This window comes from Mesorhizobium sp. L48C026A00, from assembly GCF_000502375.1.
Classification (GTDB): domain Bacteria; phylum Pseudomonadota; class Alphaproteobacteria; order Rhizobiales; family Rhizobiaceae; genus Mesorhizobium; species Mesorhizobium muleiense.
This window is the reverse complement of the sequence record NZ_AYWU01000023.1, coordinates 146,341-162,389: the sequence shown is the minus strand read 5'-3', so window position 1 is coordinate 162,389 and position 16,049 is coordinate 146,341. Positions and strand designations below refer to the sequence as shown.

Here is a 16,049-nt window from a genome sequence, read left to right as displayed (position 1 = left end):
AGTCATTCCTTCACGGACTTCGCCTCGGTGCGCGTCATCATTCCTATCAGGGCGACCCGATCTTCTGTCGTCAGGGTTCCCAGGAGATCGTAGTCGAGCAGGCGCTCCGCCAAGGCGTTTCGGTAGGAAAGCATGCGGTGGAGTCGTTCCGGATAGTGGAATTGTCCGTCCAGGAACTCGCTAGCAAGCGGCATGTCCGAAATAATCGCGGGGTCGGTGCCCTCAGCCGGCAGGAGTTCTGCCGTAACGACCCCGCGCTTTTCATCAAACGAGAAAGACCAGCCGTCGCCGAACAGGGCCTCCAACTCCATGAAGCGTCGTTCATTCGGCTTGCTGGCGTAGTCCAGAGCCATATCGTAACCTTGCATAGAGTCGACGGCGGGATTGAAGGCGCCTCTCGGTAGAGCGGCATCCGGTCGAGGCGAGCGCAACGCGATCATCAGGACGTTCCGGCTCAGATACGGGTTGCGCGTGAGGAGTTGCCTGATTGCGGCGCGGTCGTCCTTCAGGTCGCCTTCCTTTCCATTGCGCATCCTGCCCAGCTTGGCCGCGACAACATCGGCTCCGATGTCTCCGTAGGTCATTGCATAGGAAGCGATTGACGCGTCAAGAACGAGCGAGATCTTGTCCAGCGCGCTACGGCCCTGTCTCTGGAGGTCGACGTTCTCAGAACCCAGCACCTGCTGGGCCTTTACAAAAGAATCATTGGAAAACAGGTCGAAGACGGGAGCAAGCGTCAGCAGCCAGTCGCTGATCAGCATGATGTGGTCCGTCACCATCGGGCTTTCGAGGAGGAGCTGGGCGTTACGTTCGGCGCCCTCTCCCGTGGAACACAGCAGTCGGCGGGTGTCGCTGTCCGTGAGAAAGCCTTTTTCCCCGTTGCTGTTGCAGGCGGCAGGCTGCTGGTTTTCCGGAAGATTCTTTCTCAGGGCATTAAGGAGGGCAACTTCGGCAGCCGTTCTCCGACGAAGCTCGACTGTTGTAGCGCTCGGGGCGACCAGACCCTGATAGACGAGCGGCAATGGTGTCCGCGAATTTGCCGCCTCCTCCTCGACCCAGTTTCTGACTGGGTCATAAACGTTTTTCTGGTAAAGCTCGAGCGACTTCTTTTCGTGATACTTCTCTGCCGCGCTACCTGTAAGGTCGGCATCGACCGTGATGTTGATTGCAGCAGCCAGAGAGAAGAAATTTCCGAACCAGTTCGTGGCGGTGATGCTGGCTGCGGTCGTCTTCGCCACGTTCAGGCAGTTCTTCAGCTCCTGTCCCGATGCCGAGATAAAGCGGTCGATCCCCGTCAGGCTCGTGAACTGCCCGTTGACAAAATCGAACATGGCCGGAGCATCAGTGAGCTCCTGGTAGGCAGAATGGCACTGCAGCCAGGGCCGCCACTCCTCCCGTTTCTGGGACAGAAGCACGGACTTCAACTCGAAGTTCATCCGATCGAGCTTCTCGTCCAAAGCCTGATAATAAGCCTCGAGCTGTTTTGACAGATCGGCAATCATCTGTAAGGTCTGTTTCTGGAGACCGACGATCTCTTCGAGTTTCTTGTTGATCTTGGCGAACTCCTGCCCAAGATAGGCCATGAGTTGCGCGTGTCGCTCGGCGGCCGGATCGGTTCTGCCGCCGAAGACGCCGCTCACCGCCGAGATCGCCCCGAGGTAATCGCCGGAGGCGTAGGCAGCGAAGGCGCTGACGGCAGCGTTGCCAATGCTCACCGCCTGGTCCAGGCCATCGATCTTCAGTCCAAGATTGTTCGCGATGGAAGCGACGTTGCTCACCGCAGCCAGTGTCACGCGCATGTCCCCGAGCGCCTCCTGGACTTTTGCCTCCGCCTTGAATTGCTCGATCAGCGCGTCCTTGGTCTTGGCCACTTCGCAGTCGGACCCGCCGTCTCCGCACCGGAACTGGTCTTCCTTGTAGCCGGCTTCGAGCAGGGCGGCCTTTTCGGCGGGGCTGGAATTGTCGAACATGAATTCGGCGATAAGGGCACCCTGCTGCTCCTGCGCCTTCAGGCGGTCGTCGAGCCCCTTGACCGATTTGCCCAAATCGCCCATCGCGCCCTGCAGGGCACCAATCGCATCCTCGTGCGCCTTAAACGCCGTGGTCGTCTGGTCTTTAAATTTCTCGAGAGACTTGTTGACCGTTTCGATTCTACCCTTCGCCTCGTCGATCGCTTTTGCGTTGAGCTCTATCTTGTCCAAGGCGACGAGGGTGGTGTTGCGCACGGCGTCGACGATCAGCGAGTCCGCGAGGGCCTTGCCGTCCTCGTCTACAGGAAACATCGATCTTAAGTCGCTGTAGAGTTCCGGCGACGCCGCCAGCTTCTCCTTAATCTCCTTGACGGGCAGATCTTTGAGCTGATCGTATTTTACGCCCCCCACCGTCTGAAGCTGGTCTCGCTTCGAAGCGAGCACGACGCGCAGGTCCTGCTTGAGCTTCTGCTCGGCATCCTCGAAATAGGCGTCGGTAGCGGCCTGCGCCGCTGCCTTGATGATGATGCCCCCCACTGGGCTGGCGCCAAACGCGACGCCTGCAGATACTGCGGCAACACCAAACTCGGCGGCCGGTTTTTTCAAGCCGAGACTGCGTTCCCTGCGAGCGCGCTCCTCCTGATATCCTCGCATGACGTTCCGAAGCGCCGCCCGCTCGGCGGGCAGATTTGGGTCGGCGACAGCAGCATCAGGCGATGATTTGATGACGGTCTTGACCATGGTGAACGTCATTTTCGAGGAGGCTTCAACAAGGCTCTTCGTAAACTCGACCTTGTTCCCGGCGAAACAGGGCACAGCGCCCAAATACAGGGAAGTAGTAAGCAAAACCACTCTGTGACCAGGGCGCACGGCCATTCCCCACTCAGACGCGATCTCTTATACTACGTTTTCGAAGTCCAAGCGAATTCCAACTACGCCGCGCGTGACGATCGTGGCCGAATTCCTGCAGGAACCGGAGAATTATGGAGAGGTTGTAGGGGGTTTTGACGAAGAACAGGGAGAAGAAATGCGCACATTGGAACGGTTCTCGGAACCTTGTGCCAACAATCTCGAACGAAGGAGGATAAGATGTCGCAGTGCTTTAGGCTGTTCGCGGGTTTGGTCGCGGCCACTTGCGTTTCAATTTCGACTTCGGCAATTGGTCGCGCTGAAGGCCGATTTATCTCGGAAGGGAAATTCAATGTTATCGGCCGCTTCGCGGGGGACGCTTACCGCGGACCGCGCGTAGATCTCGACGCGGGCAAGGTAAGAAACTGTCCAAATCCAAAGTCGCCGCCGAGTTCATGCAGCCCGGCGAAGCCGAGCTCACCTTACGATTTCATGTTCACGATTACTCAGACTGGGCAGATGTCGATTATAGCCTTACAGCCCTGGGTGGATGCTCGGATTGATGGAGAACTTACGGCCGTGAGGGCTGAGATACAAGCTCTTGGAAAGAGGCTGGACGAAGCCGATGCTTCACAACAGAAGGCACTAAAGGATTTCGCCAAACAGGTGCTGGATCGATTCGCGCAAATGCCGTTGGAAACCGTGAAAGACAAGCGAGCCTATCCGCTACTTCGCGACCGCATCGTCGCCGACGTCCTTGCCGAGCTGGAAAAAAAGGGAAAATAGTCCGAGTCCGATTTCATCGGTTTACCCGGACGTGCGGTTGCGGCGTTTCGAGGTGGTGAGGTCCCGCTCTGCTCGCCTCCTGGTCAGGTCCAGGCATGGGCATGGCTCGTGCGGCAGGCTGGCCAGTGTCGCCGGCATGCTTCGTTCCCTCCACCGCCGCTTGCGTCGCCGCAGACCTTCCGAAGGGCCCAGCCACGCCAGAACTGGTCGATCCGCAGCTGCCACTCAATGTGGCCAGCTATGTCTCGCGGGCCGGCGATCTGTTCGAGGCGCGCACGCCATCACCGAATAGCCGACATGAGAGCCGAGCATGAAGAAAGGCGGCGTATCACGGGGGTTTTCGCCCAGCCCTCGCACCCTAGCCCTACACTTCTCGAGCGCCAGGTGCCTCCCTTCTCGATGAACCGGATTGTCGGGATTTGCTTCTCTAAGTCACCTCGAAGCGAGCAGGTCTGGTTCGAGCAAGCGGCGGGAGTGTCGGCTATCCGCATCTGTGATGTGGCCGATCGCCAAGTCGATGTCCGAAGCAGCACCGGAACCGGACATCGGCTCATCGCCATTCATGAGCGTGCTACTTGATTACTCCGTCAGTCCTCGCTCACGCATTCGGCGTCGCTTCTCATTTAGCCGCTTCTCTGGCGGCCATGCGGTGATGACGTGCTTGCCATCCGACAGGATATAGATCCGTTCGCCAAGGCGATCGATTCTGACGGAGTAGATGGACGTCCTTTTCGATCGCTTTTCGATCAGCATGGCGTAGCCGGATTTGATATCCCGAACCATGTCGGAGAACTCGCCAGGCTGGAGGACGATGCTGTATCGGATGAGCAGCTGACGGTGGAAATGCCAATGCTTCTGCGGGATGGAAGCGCCGAGCCATCGTGGATTGAAGTAAGGCTTCCTGCTCATCGGCAGGTGCTCGACTTCTGGAAAATCTGCCGGAGCTTCTGAATTTGGCTTAGCGTAGGCGGTGGATCGGTATCACCGCTCGCAAGCCTGATGAATTCGATCCATGCGCGTTCATTTGGCGTGACGGCTGTCTCGCCCGTGCGCCTCCGGTAGATGGCCACGGAAACGTCGTCCTGGGCGCTCCTCATTTGCCAAAGATCCCGCGGAGAGCCGCCCTCGACCTGGACGTCAGGCTTGGGTCTGAATGGTTTGAGGCCTTGCGGATTTCCTCCAGCCAGGCCGCTTCATTTTCCGTGACGAGGGTGCCGAAGATCTTCCGGATCGCTAGTTCCGTCGTGTCGCCGCCGAGCTGCTCGACGGCCATCATGAAGAGCAACGCCGGATCGCATTGAGGCCTTGGCCAGGGCTGGGACGCGGTCGAGCGGCAGCTTGCTGTTGCCGCCCTTAATGTTCGTTAACATGTTATGTTGAGCGAAACCGGCTTCGCTCGAGATGAGCGACTGTGTCTTGCGCGGTTTCATTTCAAGAATTCGCCTTTCGACGAATTTCGCCAGCCTTGTATCAAAATAAGGCCTAGGTGTTGTTTGCCTAACCATCGATCTTCTCTCTCAGTCTCACAGCATCAACGCGCTGCTTGATCTGATTTATAGCGATCGACTTATGGGTTAAGTCGCGAGGGATATGGCGAAATGCTTGGACTTTACGTTTGCCTTGCGCGCGCTCCTTAGCGTCTCTGCGTGCCACGCGAGGCTGCTAGCACCACTGGACCGCCGAGCCAGAGCCAGCTCTTTGTCCGCCCTAACTGACTAAGTGGAAATCGAAATGATTTCGGTTTCAACTCTCTCGCGAGATATCAAGACGCAGGTGAAGCGCTAACGCCATGCTCAGCTTTGCATGACTCAGGCTCTGCTCCCTATGTCGGCGCACATGTAAGCAGTCGACGCAAACTGGTGTAAGTTGACAATTGCGTGCCACTCGCTCTTTTGCCGGGTTCCAGAGAATTGTGCGCAGTCTTTCAGGGAAAGACCAGCCAGCTGAGTTGATGCCGGGAAGCCATAGCTGCGATGATGTAGAATTTTGTTGCAGCTGTCCCGAAAAAGTAGGGTGGTTTCGTTGCCATCCGTCAAAAGCAGACCAACTTCCCTTTCCGCGAGCATCCGCCATTCGTCGTTTCTCGTCTCAATAGGATACTTTTCAAACACCACGTTTCGAATCATGCCGGCCGTGGCGAGAAGCCTCTTAAGGAGCATGCTTTCGATGCTGGTCTGGCAGTCGTCCAGAAAAATATCGGATTCCGGATTTCTGCTGGTTGCTTGCTCGACATTTTGAAGCGCAAGAACGAGGCACGATATCAAGAAGGCGTCTTCAATGATGCCGGATGTAACAATGGGGTTATTATCCATGGCTCGCCCTCAACGCCTGATCCTGCCCAGCCGGCGGCCTGCTTCGCTGCAGAACCACCGCTCGCTCTTTAATACGCCTATCCGAGTTTCCCAGTAGTGCTGCTGCCTCGGGACATGGCCCGATGCGCTCGCCAGTGTAGCGGGTGCTTCCCTTGATACCGCAGGCCACCGGCGGCTTGTCTCGCCAGACGACCTTAAGATAAAGAGCGCTGGCATCGCCAGCCGGATCGGCTGCCCGCCAGGATCTCCCCTGCGCCGTGACGACGTTTCGAACGCCTGCGCCACCGATCGGACCGATTGTCGTATCGGTTCTTGTCCACGCCCTCTCTCCCCAAGACAGCATGCGACCGTTGCGGGTGAGTGTCTAGAGAATTTAGCGATTGCTAAGGAAGCCGAAGTGCCCCGACTAGAGTATCATCGACGGCACCGCGACGGCGCTCAAAGATTTTACAGGCGCATTGATTTCATTGGGTAATCTCTGGTAGAAAATCGACCTGTTTTACAGCTAAGTCACTGAAATGTCGGCATTACACCCAGCTTCCCAAGCTGAATGCGCGGGTTCGATTCCCGCTACCCGCTCCAGCTTGCCCAGTCGGGCCGGCCGGCGCCGCACCTCACAGGACCACATGATCAGGTGAGCGGCAAACATCAGCCGGATAGAACATAACGTGATTCTAATAAGAGGCGGCAACAAAAGACGCTGATCCGCGTTTGCGCTTGATCTGAAGGCAGCCAGGGAGGAACCCAAATGGCCGACGACAAGAGCAATAGAGGTTCTGGCGACGGAAACCGCGTCGCGCGCGACCAAGACTATGAATTCCGCTATTTCGCTACCAAGTTCGGCCTCTCAATACCGCAGATCCGCGAGCTTTTTGGCAAGCACGGCAATGATCGCGAGACCCTGTATCGGGAGGCTCGGAAGCTCGGAAACGCCGTGACCACACAAGAACGGATCTCGAACGACGACCGAACCTTTCACAACCAGGGCCGCCCATGATCGGCAAGAGACATAGCCAAGAAGTCGAACATGAGAGCGACCATTTCTATCTGTGTCCGACAGGCGGCCAAGTCGTAGATGCTCGGGATCTGCGGCATGTCAATTGGCACGAGCCGCTGGAACTCAATGCCTGATCTGCTCAAAAGGCACCGCGATGTTCGGCAAAGACCTCCTGGTTCAGATGCTCGACCGCCGCGACACCCTGCCGCCAGACGAGATCGCGCTCATTGAGGCTCTTCCGGTTCGGCCGGTAACTTTCGGACCCGATGAGGAGATCGTCAGGGAGGGATCCCGCCCCACCGAAAGCTGCCTTGTCGCGAATGGGTTCGCAGTTCGAAACCAGGCTATTCGGGAAGGAAAGCGTCAAATAACGGCAATTCACGTGCCGGGTGACTTTGTCGATCTGCATAGTTTACTGCTAAAAGTGATGGACCACAGCGTGAGCGCGCTGGGTTCGTGCGATGTAGTTTTCATTCGACACAAAGACCTGCTTACAGCAATGGGTGGAAGTCCACATCTCACCCGGATGCTCTGGCTTTCGACGACTATCGACGCCTCGATCCAAAGGACTTGGATAACCTGCCTCGGGCGTCGCTCCGCCAAACAGCATCTCGCACATATAATTTGCGAGTTGTATGTCCGATTAGAGATAGTCGGATTGGCCTCTGACCAGAAGTTCGCTATTCCACTGACGCAAGCGGAAATGGGGGACGTGCTTGGTCTATCTGTAGTTCACGTGAATCGGACACTGCAGGAGCTTCGGGCGAAGGACCTGGTTATCTGGAAAGACCGGAGGATTGTTATCCTTGATTTCCAGCGATTGGCCTTACTGGCCGACTTTGATACGACTTACCTAAATCTCTTCCATGAGCCACGGTGACCGCCCTCGGCCAAGACGCGTCGGCGCACCGATGCGGCATCAAGATTTCGTCAAATAAACAATGTGAATGAGCCCTCGCTCCGGATCGATTACGGCTGGGTTCAATTGGCACAGTTGACGTCAAAGAAGGATTGCACATGCGTGAGCTCGAAAATCTCATCGAACAGTATGTAAATAGTCGGAGGCGGCGCCATAGTTTCATATCGACGGGGCTCGCCGTTAAGGCGCTCAAACAGATCGTACCGGCATGTTCGGTCTCAGATTCCGACCTGGCGAACATGATTGCCAATCGTGCAATAGACTACAACCTTCCGGTGAGCTTTGACCTTAATGAGAGCTAAGCGTGGCGCGTCATTATGCAGTCCGACCATGAGCCTTTGAGGTCCGGTGCACCGAGGCGGTGGCGACTGGGCCGGCGAAAGCCCGGAGCGGAAACCTGATCAACAACCAGGAAAGTCGCGGCCTCGCAACCCTCGTCAGCGATCTGGCACAGCAGGTCACAACCCTGCTTCAAACCGAAAGTAGGCTGCTGCGGGCCGAAATGTCGGAAAAAATCAGCAAGGCCGGCGCAGGCGCAGCCGAGGTTCTGGCCGGCGCCATATGCCTTCTCGCAGCCTTGATGGTGCTTTTGCAAGCACTTGTAATCGCCCTGGCGAGTGCCGGCCTGGGAGCGGGATAGTCCTCGCTGCTGGTCGGGATCGTCGTCGCGGTACTGGGGATCATTCTCTTGCGCTCTGGCACGAAAAGCATGGCTCCTTCCGAGCTGACGCCCGATCGCACACAAGACCAACTGAAGCGCGATGCACGCGTGATCAAGGATCAAATAAGATGAGCGAAAAATCCGCAGCCGAGCTTGAACGCGATGCCGACATCGCCCGGGCCAAAATAGCAGACACCGCCGATTCGATCCGCAGCAAGATGACACCGGGTCAATTGATCGACGAATTTACCGGAATGNAAAATAGCAGACACCGCCGATTCGATCCGCAGCAAGATGACACCGGGTCAATTGATCGACGAATTTACCGGAATGTTTTCCGGCGGCGAGGGGTCTGCCATGCTTGGCAATCTTAAGTCGCAAGTCAGGGACAACCCGTTGCCGCTGACGTTGATTGGAGCCGGCTTGGCTTGGCTGATGCTGGGCGACGGCACGTCGGCAACCAACTCAGCTGCCGCCGCTTATCGGACAGACACGGCTCGTGACGCGTTCTCCGACCCGCGCAGCGATGAGGATTTCAGCCAGGGCAGCGAAGCGTCCGGAATCGGGGCGATGCTCTCCGATGCCGCCGGTTCGGTTACATCGGCAGCAAGCGGCGCGGCCGAAGCTGCAGCAAACGCTGCAACGGGCGCCAAGGAGAGGATGACAAAAACCGCCGGACAGCTCGGCTCAAGCGCCAGCGAGATAGCGGCTCCGACGCGCCNTCAAGGAAGAGACCGACCGGCAAGGCTCGGGTGGAGATGCAGGCCCCCTAGCAGGCAAGGTCGGCAAAGTTGTGGAATCGACCGCAAACAGAACTGAGGAAGCCATTCGCGATCGTTTGCCGGGGCCGTCGGACGAGTCTTCAGCCACCTCGTAGCTCGCCACCGGCCTGAAGGTCAGGTCCATAGGACGTCATCCGGCATCGTCTCCGGCGCGCGCCCGGGCTTGCGAGAGCAGGTGGCGGGCCAGTCCGCTTTGCTACGGGGCAAGCTCGTCGACGGCGCGGGCGATCTCGTCCTTGAACTCGACTTTCGTGCCCGGCTGCACCATGGAGCCGAGATCTTCGACATCCCAATTGGTCAATCGGATGCAGCCATGCGAGAAGGTCGTGCCGATCTTGCCGGGTTCGGGCGAGCCGTGGATGCCATAGCTTTCGATGGAGAGATCGATCCACACCGACCCCACGGGATTGTTCGGCCCGGCAGCGATGGTGAAGGGACGCTTGGTCTTGACTCCCTTGAAGGCAAAATCCGGATCGTAGTGATAGGTCGGATTGCGCACCACGCGCTTGACCTCCGCCGTGCCGCTTGGCGCCGGGTTTTCATCGCTGCCGATCGAGGCGGGGTAGACTGCGAGCCATTTGCCGGAAGGATCGAGCACGCGCACCAGGCGAGCGCCCTTGTCGACCTCGATGCCGGCTACGCCGGCGGGAGGATCGCCGCGGCCAACATCAGGCACGATCAAGGTCTTGCCGGGCTTCCTGAAGCCGGCGCCCGGATTGAGCATCCTGAGCAACTTTTCACTGACATGGAAGCGTTCCGCCAGCTGCTCCAACACGTTGCGATAGGCGAGCCGCCGCAGACGGGCCATCCTCTCCATGCGAGCCGGAATACGCCCGGTGAAAGGTCCGCGCAAATCCTTGCGCGTCACCTCATAGGTGACCAGCACCGGGTCGGCGGAGGTCGCCGTGAGCTTGCTCCAGGTCTCCGCAGTGAGCTTGCCATCGGATCGGAGTCCGTTCGCCTGCTGAAAGGCGCCGACTGCCTTGGCGAAGTTCTCTGAGAGGCGACCATCGATCAGCCCCGGCGAGAAGCGGGCGCGATCCAAGAGGATCTGCGCCTTGAGCAGCGTCGGATCGTTCGGTTCACCGGCGGTGAATTGGGCCTGATTAACGGTCGCCAGGTCCAGCTTGGCCGAACGCGCCCCGCCGCACGCGAAGGCAAGCAACGCGGCGAAGACGAGGAGAAGCCTGATCATAGATAGCCTCCCTGGGGACCTGCACAGGAGCCCGCTTCTATGACGCGGCACGGCCCTGTGTGGTTCCTTCGCTCGAGCGATATTCTGATTGAAGCGACATGGCGGAAGAGTGAATTGGCAACGGATCGCTTGATTTAACGCCGTCAGCCCACCTCTCGCAAAATGAAGTCGTGCAGCATCTTGGCCGCCGGCGACAGCACGCGATTTTTTACGGTGATCAGACTGTAAGGCCTGACCTCGATGTCGAATTCGGTCTGGACGACGTCGATGGCGCCGGCCAGCCCCTCGGGGTTCTGGATGAATTTCGCCACCTGGATCGACACCGGCGCGATGGCGTCCGACTGCGCGACCATGACCAGGGTGAGCAGCAGCGAGCTGGTGTTGAGGATGCGGTCCGGCAGCGCGATGTTGCGGTTCAGGAAATTGCTCTCCATCGCCTGGCGCAGCGGCGAGCCGCCCGACTGGAAAACCCAGTCATAGGCGGCGGTCTGCTCCAGCCGCACCGCCTTGCCCTTGGCCAGCGGGTGGCCGCGGCGCACAATGAGGCAGGCTTTTTCGACGCCGATGACGCGGGCCTCGAACAGCCGCGGATTGAGGTCCTCGGGGATGCGCGCGATGATGAAATCGTGACGTGTGGCGATCAGTTCGCGCGCCAGCACATTGGAGGTCTCGACCTGCATGGTGATCTCGATACGCGGATAGATGCGCCGGATCTCGCGGATCGCCGGCACGGCGAGCTCGATTGCAGGGGCCGTCACCGCGCCCAGGAACACCGAGCCGCCCTTGCCTGCCTTGAGCTCGGATATCTCGCGGTCGACCTCGCGCATCTCGAGCAGGATCGAACGCGCGCGCCTCGCCAACGCCTTGCCATAGGGCGTCAGCGTGATGCCGCGCGGCAGCCTCTCGCACAGCTTGACGTCGAGCACCGCCTCCATCTCGGCGATCATGCGCGAGGCGGCGGGCTGGGAGATGTTCATGACCTGGGCTGCCGCGCTGACCCGGCCATGGTCGTCGAGGGCTGCGATCATGCGCATGTGGCGCAGACTGAGGCCGCTGCGCAGCAAGGTCTCACTCCTGCCGGGACCTTTCCCATAACCCTCTGTAAGTCCGCCAGAATCCCGTAGCGCCGCCATGATCTCCGTTTGCTCCTCGCTGGTGGCCGGCCGGCAATCCCGGCCCGATCTTTTGGCCACTTTCAATTCTTTTGGCCACTTTCAGTATACCAGTTTGGGTATAGCAACTACCAAAGATCGCATTTGACAGTTATGGCAAAGCGCCACACCTTTGCGCGTCCTGAAACCTGACCGTCGCCAGCGAGAAAAATCGCATCGACCGGAACCAGAGTCTCAGGGCCGATTGGGAGGATACCGGAGATCGATATGGCGGCAGCGGCGCGTTTTGGCGCTCCTGCACGATCGCGCGGCCCACGAAACCCAGGGGGCGCGTCCATCAACCAGGGAGAGTTAATGTGAAGATCATCAAGACACTGGCCGCCGTCGCGGCCCTTAGCATCGCGGCCATGACGGTCCCGGCGCAGGCAGGCGAAGGCCTCATCGGCGTGCTGATGCCGACCAAGACCTCGCAGCGCTGGATCAACGACGGCGACGCCGTCAAGTCCCAGCTCGAGGCTCTGGGCTACACTGTCGACCTGCAATATGCGCAGGACGATATCCCCAATCAGCTCAGCCAGCTCGAAAACGAAATCACCAAGGGCCCAAAGGCGCTGATCATCGCCTCGATCGACGGCACCACCTTGTCGGACGCGCTGCAGAAGGCGGCTGACGCCGGCGTCGTCGTCGTCGCCTATGACCGGCTGATCAAGAAAACCCCGAATGTCGACTACTACACCACGTTCGACAATTTCGGCGTCGGCGTCATCCAGGCGAAATCGCTGCTCAAGGGCCTCGGCTATCCCGAGAACAAGGGGCCGTTCAACGTCGAACTGTTCGGCGGCTCGCCTGACGACAACAACGCCTTCTTCTTCTACGACGGCGCCATGTCCGTTCTGCAGCCGCTGATCGACGACAAGACCCTCGTCGTGAAATCCGGCCAGATGGGCATGGACAAGGTCGGCACGCTCCGCTGGCTGGCAGCCACCGCCCAGGCCCGCATGGACAATCTGCTCTCCGCCCACTACTCGGATGGCAGCCGCGTCGATGGCGTGCTCTCGCCATATGACGGCCTGTCGCGCGGCATCATCGCCTCGCTGCGCGCCGTTGGTTACGGCACGGCCGATCAGCCATGGCCAATCGTCACCGGCCAGGACGCCGAAACCGCTTCGGTCAAGGCGATCATCGCCGGCGAGCAGTACTCGACCGTGTTCAAGGACACCCGCGAACTCGCCAAGGCGACGGTCGAGCTCGTCGACAAGGTGCTCTCGGGCGGCAAGCCGGAGGGCCTCGACACCAAGACCTACAACAACGACGTCAAGGTCGTCCCCTCGATCCTGCTGACGCCGCATGATGTCGACAAGTCGAACTACCAGGCCCTGGTGGTCGATTCCGGCTACATCAAGGCCGAAGAGCTGAAGTAACCGCAGACGTAAAACCCGGGGTCCTGCGCAACGCAGGGCCCCGCTTCGCCAGTGAACGACCCGGTATGTTTCCGGACCTCGCAGGAGTGGTATTCCCGATGGCCCAGACGATTTTGGAGATGCGTGACATCACCAAGACGTTTCCCGGCGTCAAGGCGCTTTCGAATGTCAACCTCAGCGTCGAGGAAGGCGAGATCCACGCCGTTGTCGGCGAGAACGGCGCCGGCAAGTCGACTCTGATGAAGGTGCTGTCGGGCGTCTATCCAGCCGGCACCTATGATGGCGAAATCGTCTATCGCGGCGATGAGTGCCATTTCAAAGGCATCCACGACAGCGAGCGCCGCGGCATCGTCATCATCCACCAGGAACTCGCGCTGGTGCCGATGCTGTCGATCGCCGAAAACATCTTCCTCGGCAACGAACACGCCAGCTACGGCATCATCGACTGGAATTCCAACGAGACGCGCACCAGCGCTCTGCTCAAGAAGGTGGGCCTCAAGGAAGACCCCAAGACGCTGATTACCAATATCGGCGTCGGCAAGCAGCAACTGGTCGAGATCGCCAAAGCGCTCAGCAAGGAAGTGCAGTTGCTGATCCTCGACGAGCCGACGGCGAGCCTGTCCGAAAAGGACAGCCAGGCGCTGCTCGACCTGCTGCTCGAATTCAAGCGGCAGGGCATCACCTCGATCCTGATCTCGCACAAGCTCAACGAAATCAACCGGGTCGCCGACAAGGTCACGATCATCCGCGACGGGCGGACGATCGAGACGCTGCCCAAGAAGGACATCTCGGAAGACCGCATCATCACCTCGATGGTCGGCCGCTCGCTGGACGACCGCTATCCGTCGCGCGAGCCTGACATCGGTGAGGTCGTGCTCCAGGTGAAGAACTGGTCGGTCTATCATCCGATCCATGCCGAGCGGCAAGTGATCAAGGGTATCGATATCGACGTCCGCAAGGGCGAGGTGGTAGGTATCGCCGGGCTGATGGGCGCCGGACGCACCGAATTCGCGATGAGCCTGTTCGGCCGCTCCTATGGCCGCCGCATCACCGGCGAGGTGCTGCTTAAGGGCAAGCCCATCGATGTCTCCTCTGTCAGCAAGGCAGTCGAACACGGCATTGCTTACGTCACCGAAGACCGCAAGACCTACGGTCTCAATCTGATCGATCATATCAAGCACAACATCACGCTGGCCAATCTTCCCGGCGTGTCGCGCCACAGCGTGATCGACGACATGCGCGAGCTCGCCGTCGCCAACGACTACAAGGCCAAGACCAACATCCGCTCGTCCAGCGTTTATCAGATGACCGGCAATCTATCGGGCGGCAATCAACAGAAGGTGGTGCTGTCGAAATGGCTGTTCGCCAATCCGGAGGTGCTGATCCTCGACGAGCCGACGCGCGGCATCGACGTTGGCGCCAAGTATGAAATCTACACGATCATCGCGCGGCTCGCCTCGGAGGGTAAGGCGATCATCGTCATCTCGTCCGAGATGCCCGAACTGCTCGGCATCACCGACCGTATCTATGTCATGAACGAAGGACGCATCGTCGGCGAAATGGCGGCGAGCGATGCCAGCCAGGAAAAGATCATGCGCGCCATCGTTCGCGGAGAAGGAAAAGCATCATGAGCACCGAAAGCGGTCCCGTCCCGAAAAGCGGCGTCGCCGAAGATGTGCAGCAAGGGCCGCGCATTGCTGTCTCGGCGCTGGTCACCAACCTGCGCGAATACGGTCTGATCCTGGCGCTTATCGCCATCATGGTGTTCTTCCAGTACACGACGTCCGGAACGCTGTTCAAACCGGTGAACTTGAGCAACCTGGTGCAGCAGAACAGCTTCATCATCGTGATGGCGCTGGGCATGCTGCTGGTGATCGTCTCCGGCCATATCGATCTCAGCGTCGGCTCCGTCGCCGGTTTCATCGGCGCGCTGGCGGCGATGATGATGGTCATCTGGCCTCTCGGCCCTTTCAGCAATCCGCTGGTGGTGTCGATCATCTGCCTGATCGTCGGTGGTGCCATCGGCGCGGCACAAGGCTACTGGATTGCCTATCACCGAATACCGAGCTTCATCGTCACGCTGGCGGGGATGCTGATCTTCCGCGGCATCTGCCAGGCGCTGCTGGGTGGGGGGTCTTCCGTGGGGCCGCTTCCGGTCGGTTTCAAGGCGCTCAGTTCCGGCTTCATTCCCGACGTGATCGGCTCATTGACGCTGATACCGCCGGTCGTGAACGCCGCCGGCAAGACAATCGTCGGCAGCGGCCTGACGCTGCACATGACGACGATCGTGCTCGGCATCGTCGCCGTGGTCGCCTATGCTTATTTCGGGCTCAGGGCACGGCGCAGCCGCGAGCGGCACGGCTACCAAGCCGAGCCCTTCTCGCTGTTCGTCGTCAAGACCCTGGTGACCAGCGCCCTGGCGCTGTTTCTGGTTTACCAATTCGCCACCTACAGGGGTCTGCCAATCGTTCTCGTGGTGATGGGCGTGCTGATCGCGCTGTTCGTCTTCGTCACCAAACGCATGACGGTCGGCCGCCGCATCTACGCAATGGGCGGCAATGCCAAGGCGGCGCAGCTATCGGGTATCAAGACCGAGCGGCTGACCCTGATGGTGTTCATCAATATGGGCGTGCTCTCGGCGCTCGGCGGGCTGATTATTGCGGCGCGCCTTGGCCAGGCGGTGCCGGCGGCCGGCCTCGGCAGCGAGCTCGACGTCATCGCCGCTGTGTTCATCGGCGGCGCTTCGGCGATGGGCGGCGTCGGTCAGGTTGTTGGCGCGGTGGTCGGCGGTTTCATCATGGGCGTCATGAACAACGGCATGTCGATCATGGGCGTCAATGTCGATTGGCAACAGGTGGTCAAAGGCCTGGTGCTGCTCGGCGCCGTGGTCTTCGACGTCTACAACAAGAACAAGGCTTGAGGGCGAGGGAACTCATGCATGTCGCCAAACGTGTGCAGCGTGTTGGGACAACGGCACGCATGAAAGCAAAGATCAAAGCGGGCCCGTTTTCAAGCGGCGCGCTTTTAGGAGGCACGGGTCACATC

Annotated in this window: 12 protein-coding genes and 1 pseudogene; 8 read left to right on the top strand and 5 right to left on the bottom strand. The window is 59.4% G+C overall.

What is annotated here, in order from left to right; all coding sequences use genetic code 11:
- Positions 1 to 2: 2 nt before the first annotated feature.
- Positions 3 to 2,711, bottom strand: coding sequence for a hypothetical protein (locus X738_RS71685; protein ID WP_156942678.1), 2,709 nt, complete (start codon positions 2,709 to 2,711; stop codon positions 3 to 5).
- Between the two features lie 348 nt (positions 2,712 to 3,059).
- Between X738_RS71685 and X738_RS85245 the strand changes: the two genes are divergently transcribed.
- Both X738_RS85245 and X738_RS85240 read left to right on the top strand, forming a co-directional pair.
- Complete coding sequence (locus tag X738_RS85245) at positions 3,060 to 3,605, top strand: hypothetical protein (protein ID WP_156942677.1); 546 nt, start codon at positions 3,060 to 3,062, stop codon at positions 3,603 to 3,605.
- 657 nt (positions 3,606 to 4,262) lie between these two features.
- The gene (locus X738_RS85240) at positions 4,263 to 4,556 is read left to right on the top strand and encodes a hypothetical protein (protein WP_156942676.1); all 294 of its coding nucleotides are present in this window, start codon (positions 4,263 to 4,265) and stop codon (positions 4,554 to 4,556) included.
- A gap of 142 nt (positions 4,557 to 4,698) precedes the next feature.
- On the opposite strand, the gene X738_RS86325 is transcribed toward X738_RS85240, so the two are convergent.
- Positions 4,699 to 4,881 carry a hypothetical protein gene (locus X738_RS86325; RefSeq protein ID WP_198032878.1) on the bottom strand — a complete coding sequence of 61 codons (183 nt, stop codon included), beginning with the start codon at positions 4,879 to 4,881 and terminating at the stop codon, positions 4,699 to 4,701.
- Positions 4,882 to 5,413: 532 nt separating this feature from the next.
- The gene (locus X738_RS71655; RefSeq protein ID WP_023802204.1) at positions 5,414 to 5,917 is read right to left on the bottom strand and encodes a hypothetical protein; all 504 of its coding nucleotides are present in this window, start codon (positions 5,915 to 5,917) and stop codon (positions 5,414 to 5,416) included.
- A gap of 748 nt (positions 5,918 to 6,665) precedes the next feature.
- On the opposite strand from X738_RS71655, the gene X738_RS71650 reads away from it, so the two are divergent.
- From X738_RS71650 to X738_RS81145, 3 genes and pseudogenes are all read left to right on the top strand, one after another.
- A complete protein-coding gene (locus tag X738_RS71650; RefSeq protein WP_023802203.1) occupies positions 6,666 to 6,914 on the top strand; it encodes a DUF3606 domain-containing protein in 249 nt (82 codons plus the stop codon).
- A 154-nt stretch (positions 6,915 to 7,068) separates the two neighbouring features.
- Positions 7,069 to 7,794 (top strand): Crp/Fnr family transcriptional regulator, encoded by a 726-nt coding sequence (locus X738_RS71645; protein WP_023802201.1) that lies wholly within the window; start codon positions 7,069 to 7,071, stop codon positions 7,792 to 7,794.
- Positions 7,795 to 8,194: 400 nt separating this feature from the next.
- A pseudogene (locus X738_RS81145) lies at positions 8,195 to 8,626 on the top strand (phage holin family protein).
- 846 nt (positions 8,627 to 9,472) lie between these two features.
- Here the strand turns inward: X738_RS81145 and X738_RS71630 are convergent.
- Positions 9,473 to 10,471, bottom strand: coding sequence for a L,D-transpeptidase family protein (locus X738_RS71630; protein ID WP_023802198.1), 999 nt, complete (start codon positions 10,469 to 10,471; stop codon positions 9,473 to 9,475).
- Between the two features lie 143 nt (positions 10,472 to 10,614).
- Positions 10,615 to 11,604, bottom strand: a complete 990-nt coding sequence (locus X738_RS71625; RefSeq protein ID WP_023802197.1) for a LysR family transcriptional regulator — start codon at positions 11,602 to 11,604, stop codon at positions 10,615 to 10,617.
- A gap of 335 nt (positions 11,605 to 11,939) precedes the next feature.
- Between X738_RS71625 and chvE the strand changes: the two genes are divergently transcribed.
- From chvE to mmsB, 3 genes are read left to right on the top strand one after another with little or no spacing between them, the layout of a single operon-like run.
- A complete protein-coding gene (gene chvE / locus X738_RS71620; RefSeq protein ID WP_023802196.1) occupies positions 11,940 to 13,004 on the top strand; it encodes a multiple monosaccharide ABC transporter substrate-binding protein in 1,065 nt (354 codons plus the stop codon).
- Positions 13,005 to 13,027: 23 nt separating this feature from the next.
- Positions 13,028 to 14,635, top strand: coding sequence for a multiple monosaccharide ABC transporter ATP-binding protein (mmsA, locus tag X738_RS71615; RefSeq protein ID WP_373420473.1), 1,608 nt, complete (start codon positions 13,028 to 13,030; stop codon positions 14,633 to 14,635).
- On the top strand, positions 14,632 to 15,924 hold the full coding sequence (gene mmsB, locus X738_RS71610; RefSeq protein ID WP_023802194.1) for a multiple monosaccharide ABC transporter permease: 1,293 nt from the start codon (positions 14,632 to 14,634) through the stop codon (positions 15,922 to 15,924). Before mmsA ends, mmsB begins: the two co-directional genes overlap by 4 nt.
- Positions 15,925 to 16,049 lie beyond the last annotated feature (125 nt).

What these genes read in the sequence shown, in the direction of transcription:
- X738_RS71685 (WP_156942678.1), bottom strand. Translation starts at nt 2,711, where the DNA reads ATGGTCAAGACCGTCATCAAATCATCGCCTGATGCTGCTGTCGCCGAC.
- X738_RS85245 (WP_156942677.1), top strand. Translation starts at nt 3,060, where the DNA reads ATGTCGCAGTGCTTTAGGCTGTTCGCGGGTTTGGTCGCGGCCACTTGC.
- X738_RS86325 (WP_198032878.1), bottom strand. Translation starts at nt 4,881, where the DNA reads ATGATGGCCGTCGAGCAGCTCGGCGGCGACACGACGGAACTAGCGATC.
- X738_RS71655 (WP_023802204.1), bottom strand. Translation starts at nt 5,917, where the DNA reads ATGGATAATAACCCCATTGTTACATCCGGCATCATTGAAGACGCCTTC.
- X738_RS71650 (WP_023802203.1), top strand. Translation starts at nt 6,666, where the DNA reads ATGGCCGACGACAAGAGCAATAGAGGTTCTGGCGACGGAAACCGCGTC.
- X738_RS71645 (WP_023802201.1), top strand. Translation starts at nt 7,069, where the DNA reads ATGTTCGGCAAAGACCTCCTGGTTCAGATGCTCGACCGCCGCGACACC.
- X738_RS71630 (WP_023802198.1), bottom strand. Translation starts at nt 10,471, where the DNA reads ATGATCAGGCTTCTCCTCGTCTTCGCCGCGTTGCTTGCCTTCGCGTGC.
- X738_RS71625 (WP_023802197.1), bottom strand. Translation starts at nt 11,604, where the DNA reads ATGGCGGCGCTACGGGATTCTGGCGGACTTACAGAGGGTTATGGGAAA.
- mmsB (WP_023802194.1), top strand. Translation starts at nt 14,632, where the DNA reads ATGAGCACCGAAAGCGGTCCCGTCCCGAAAAGCGGCGTCGCCGAAGAT.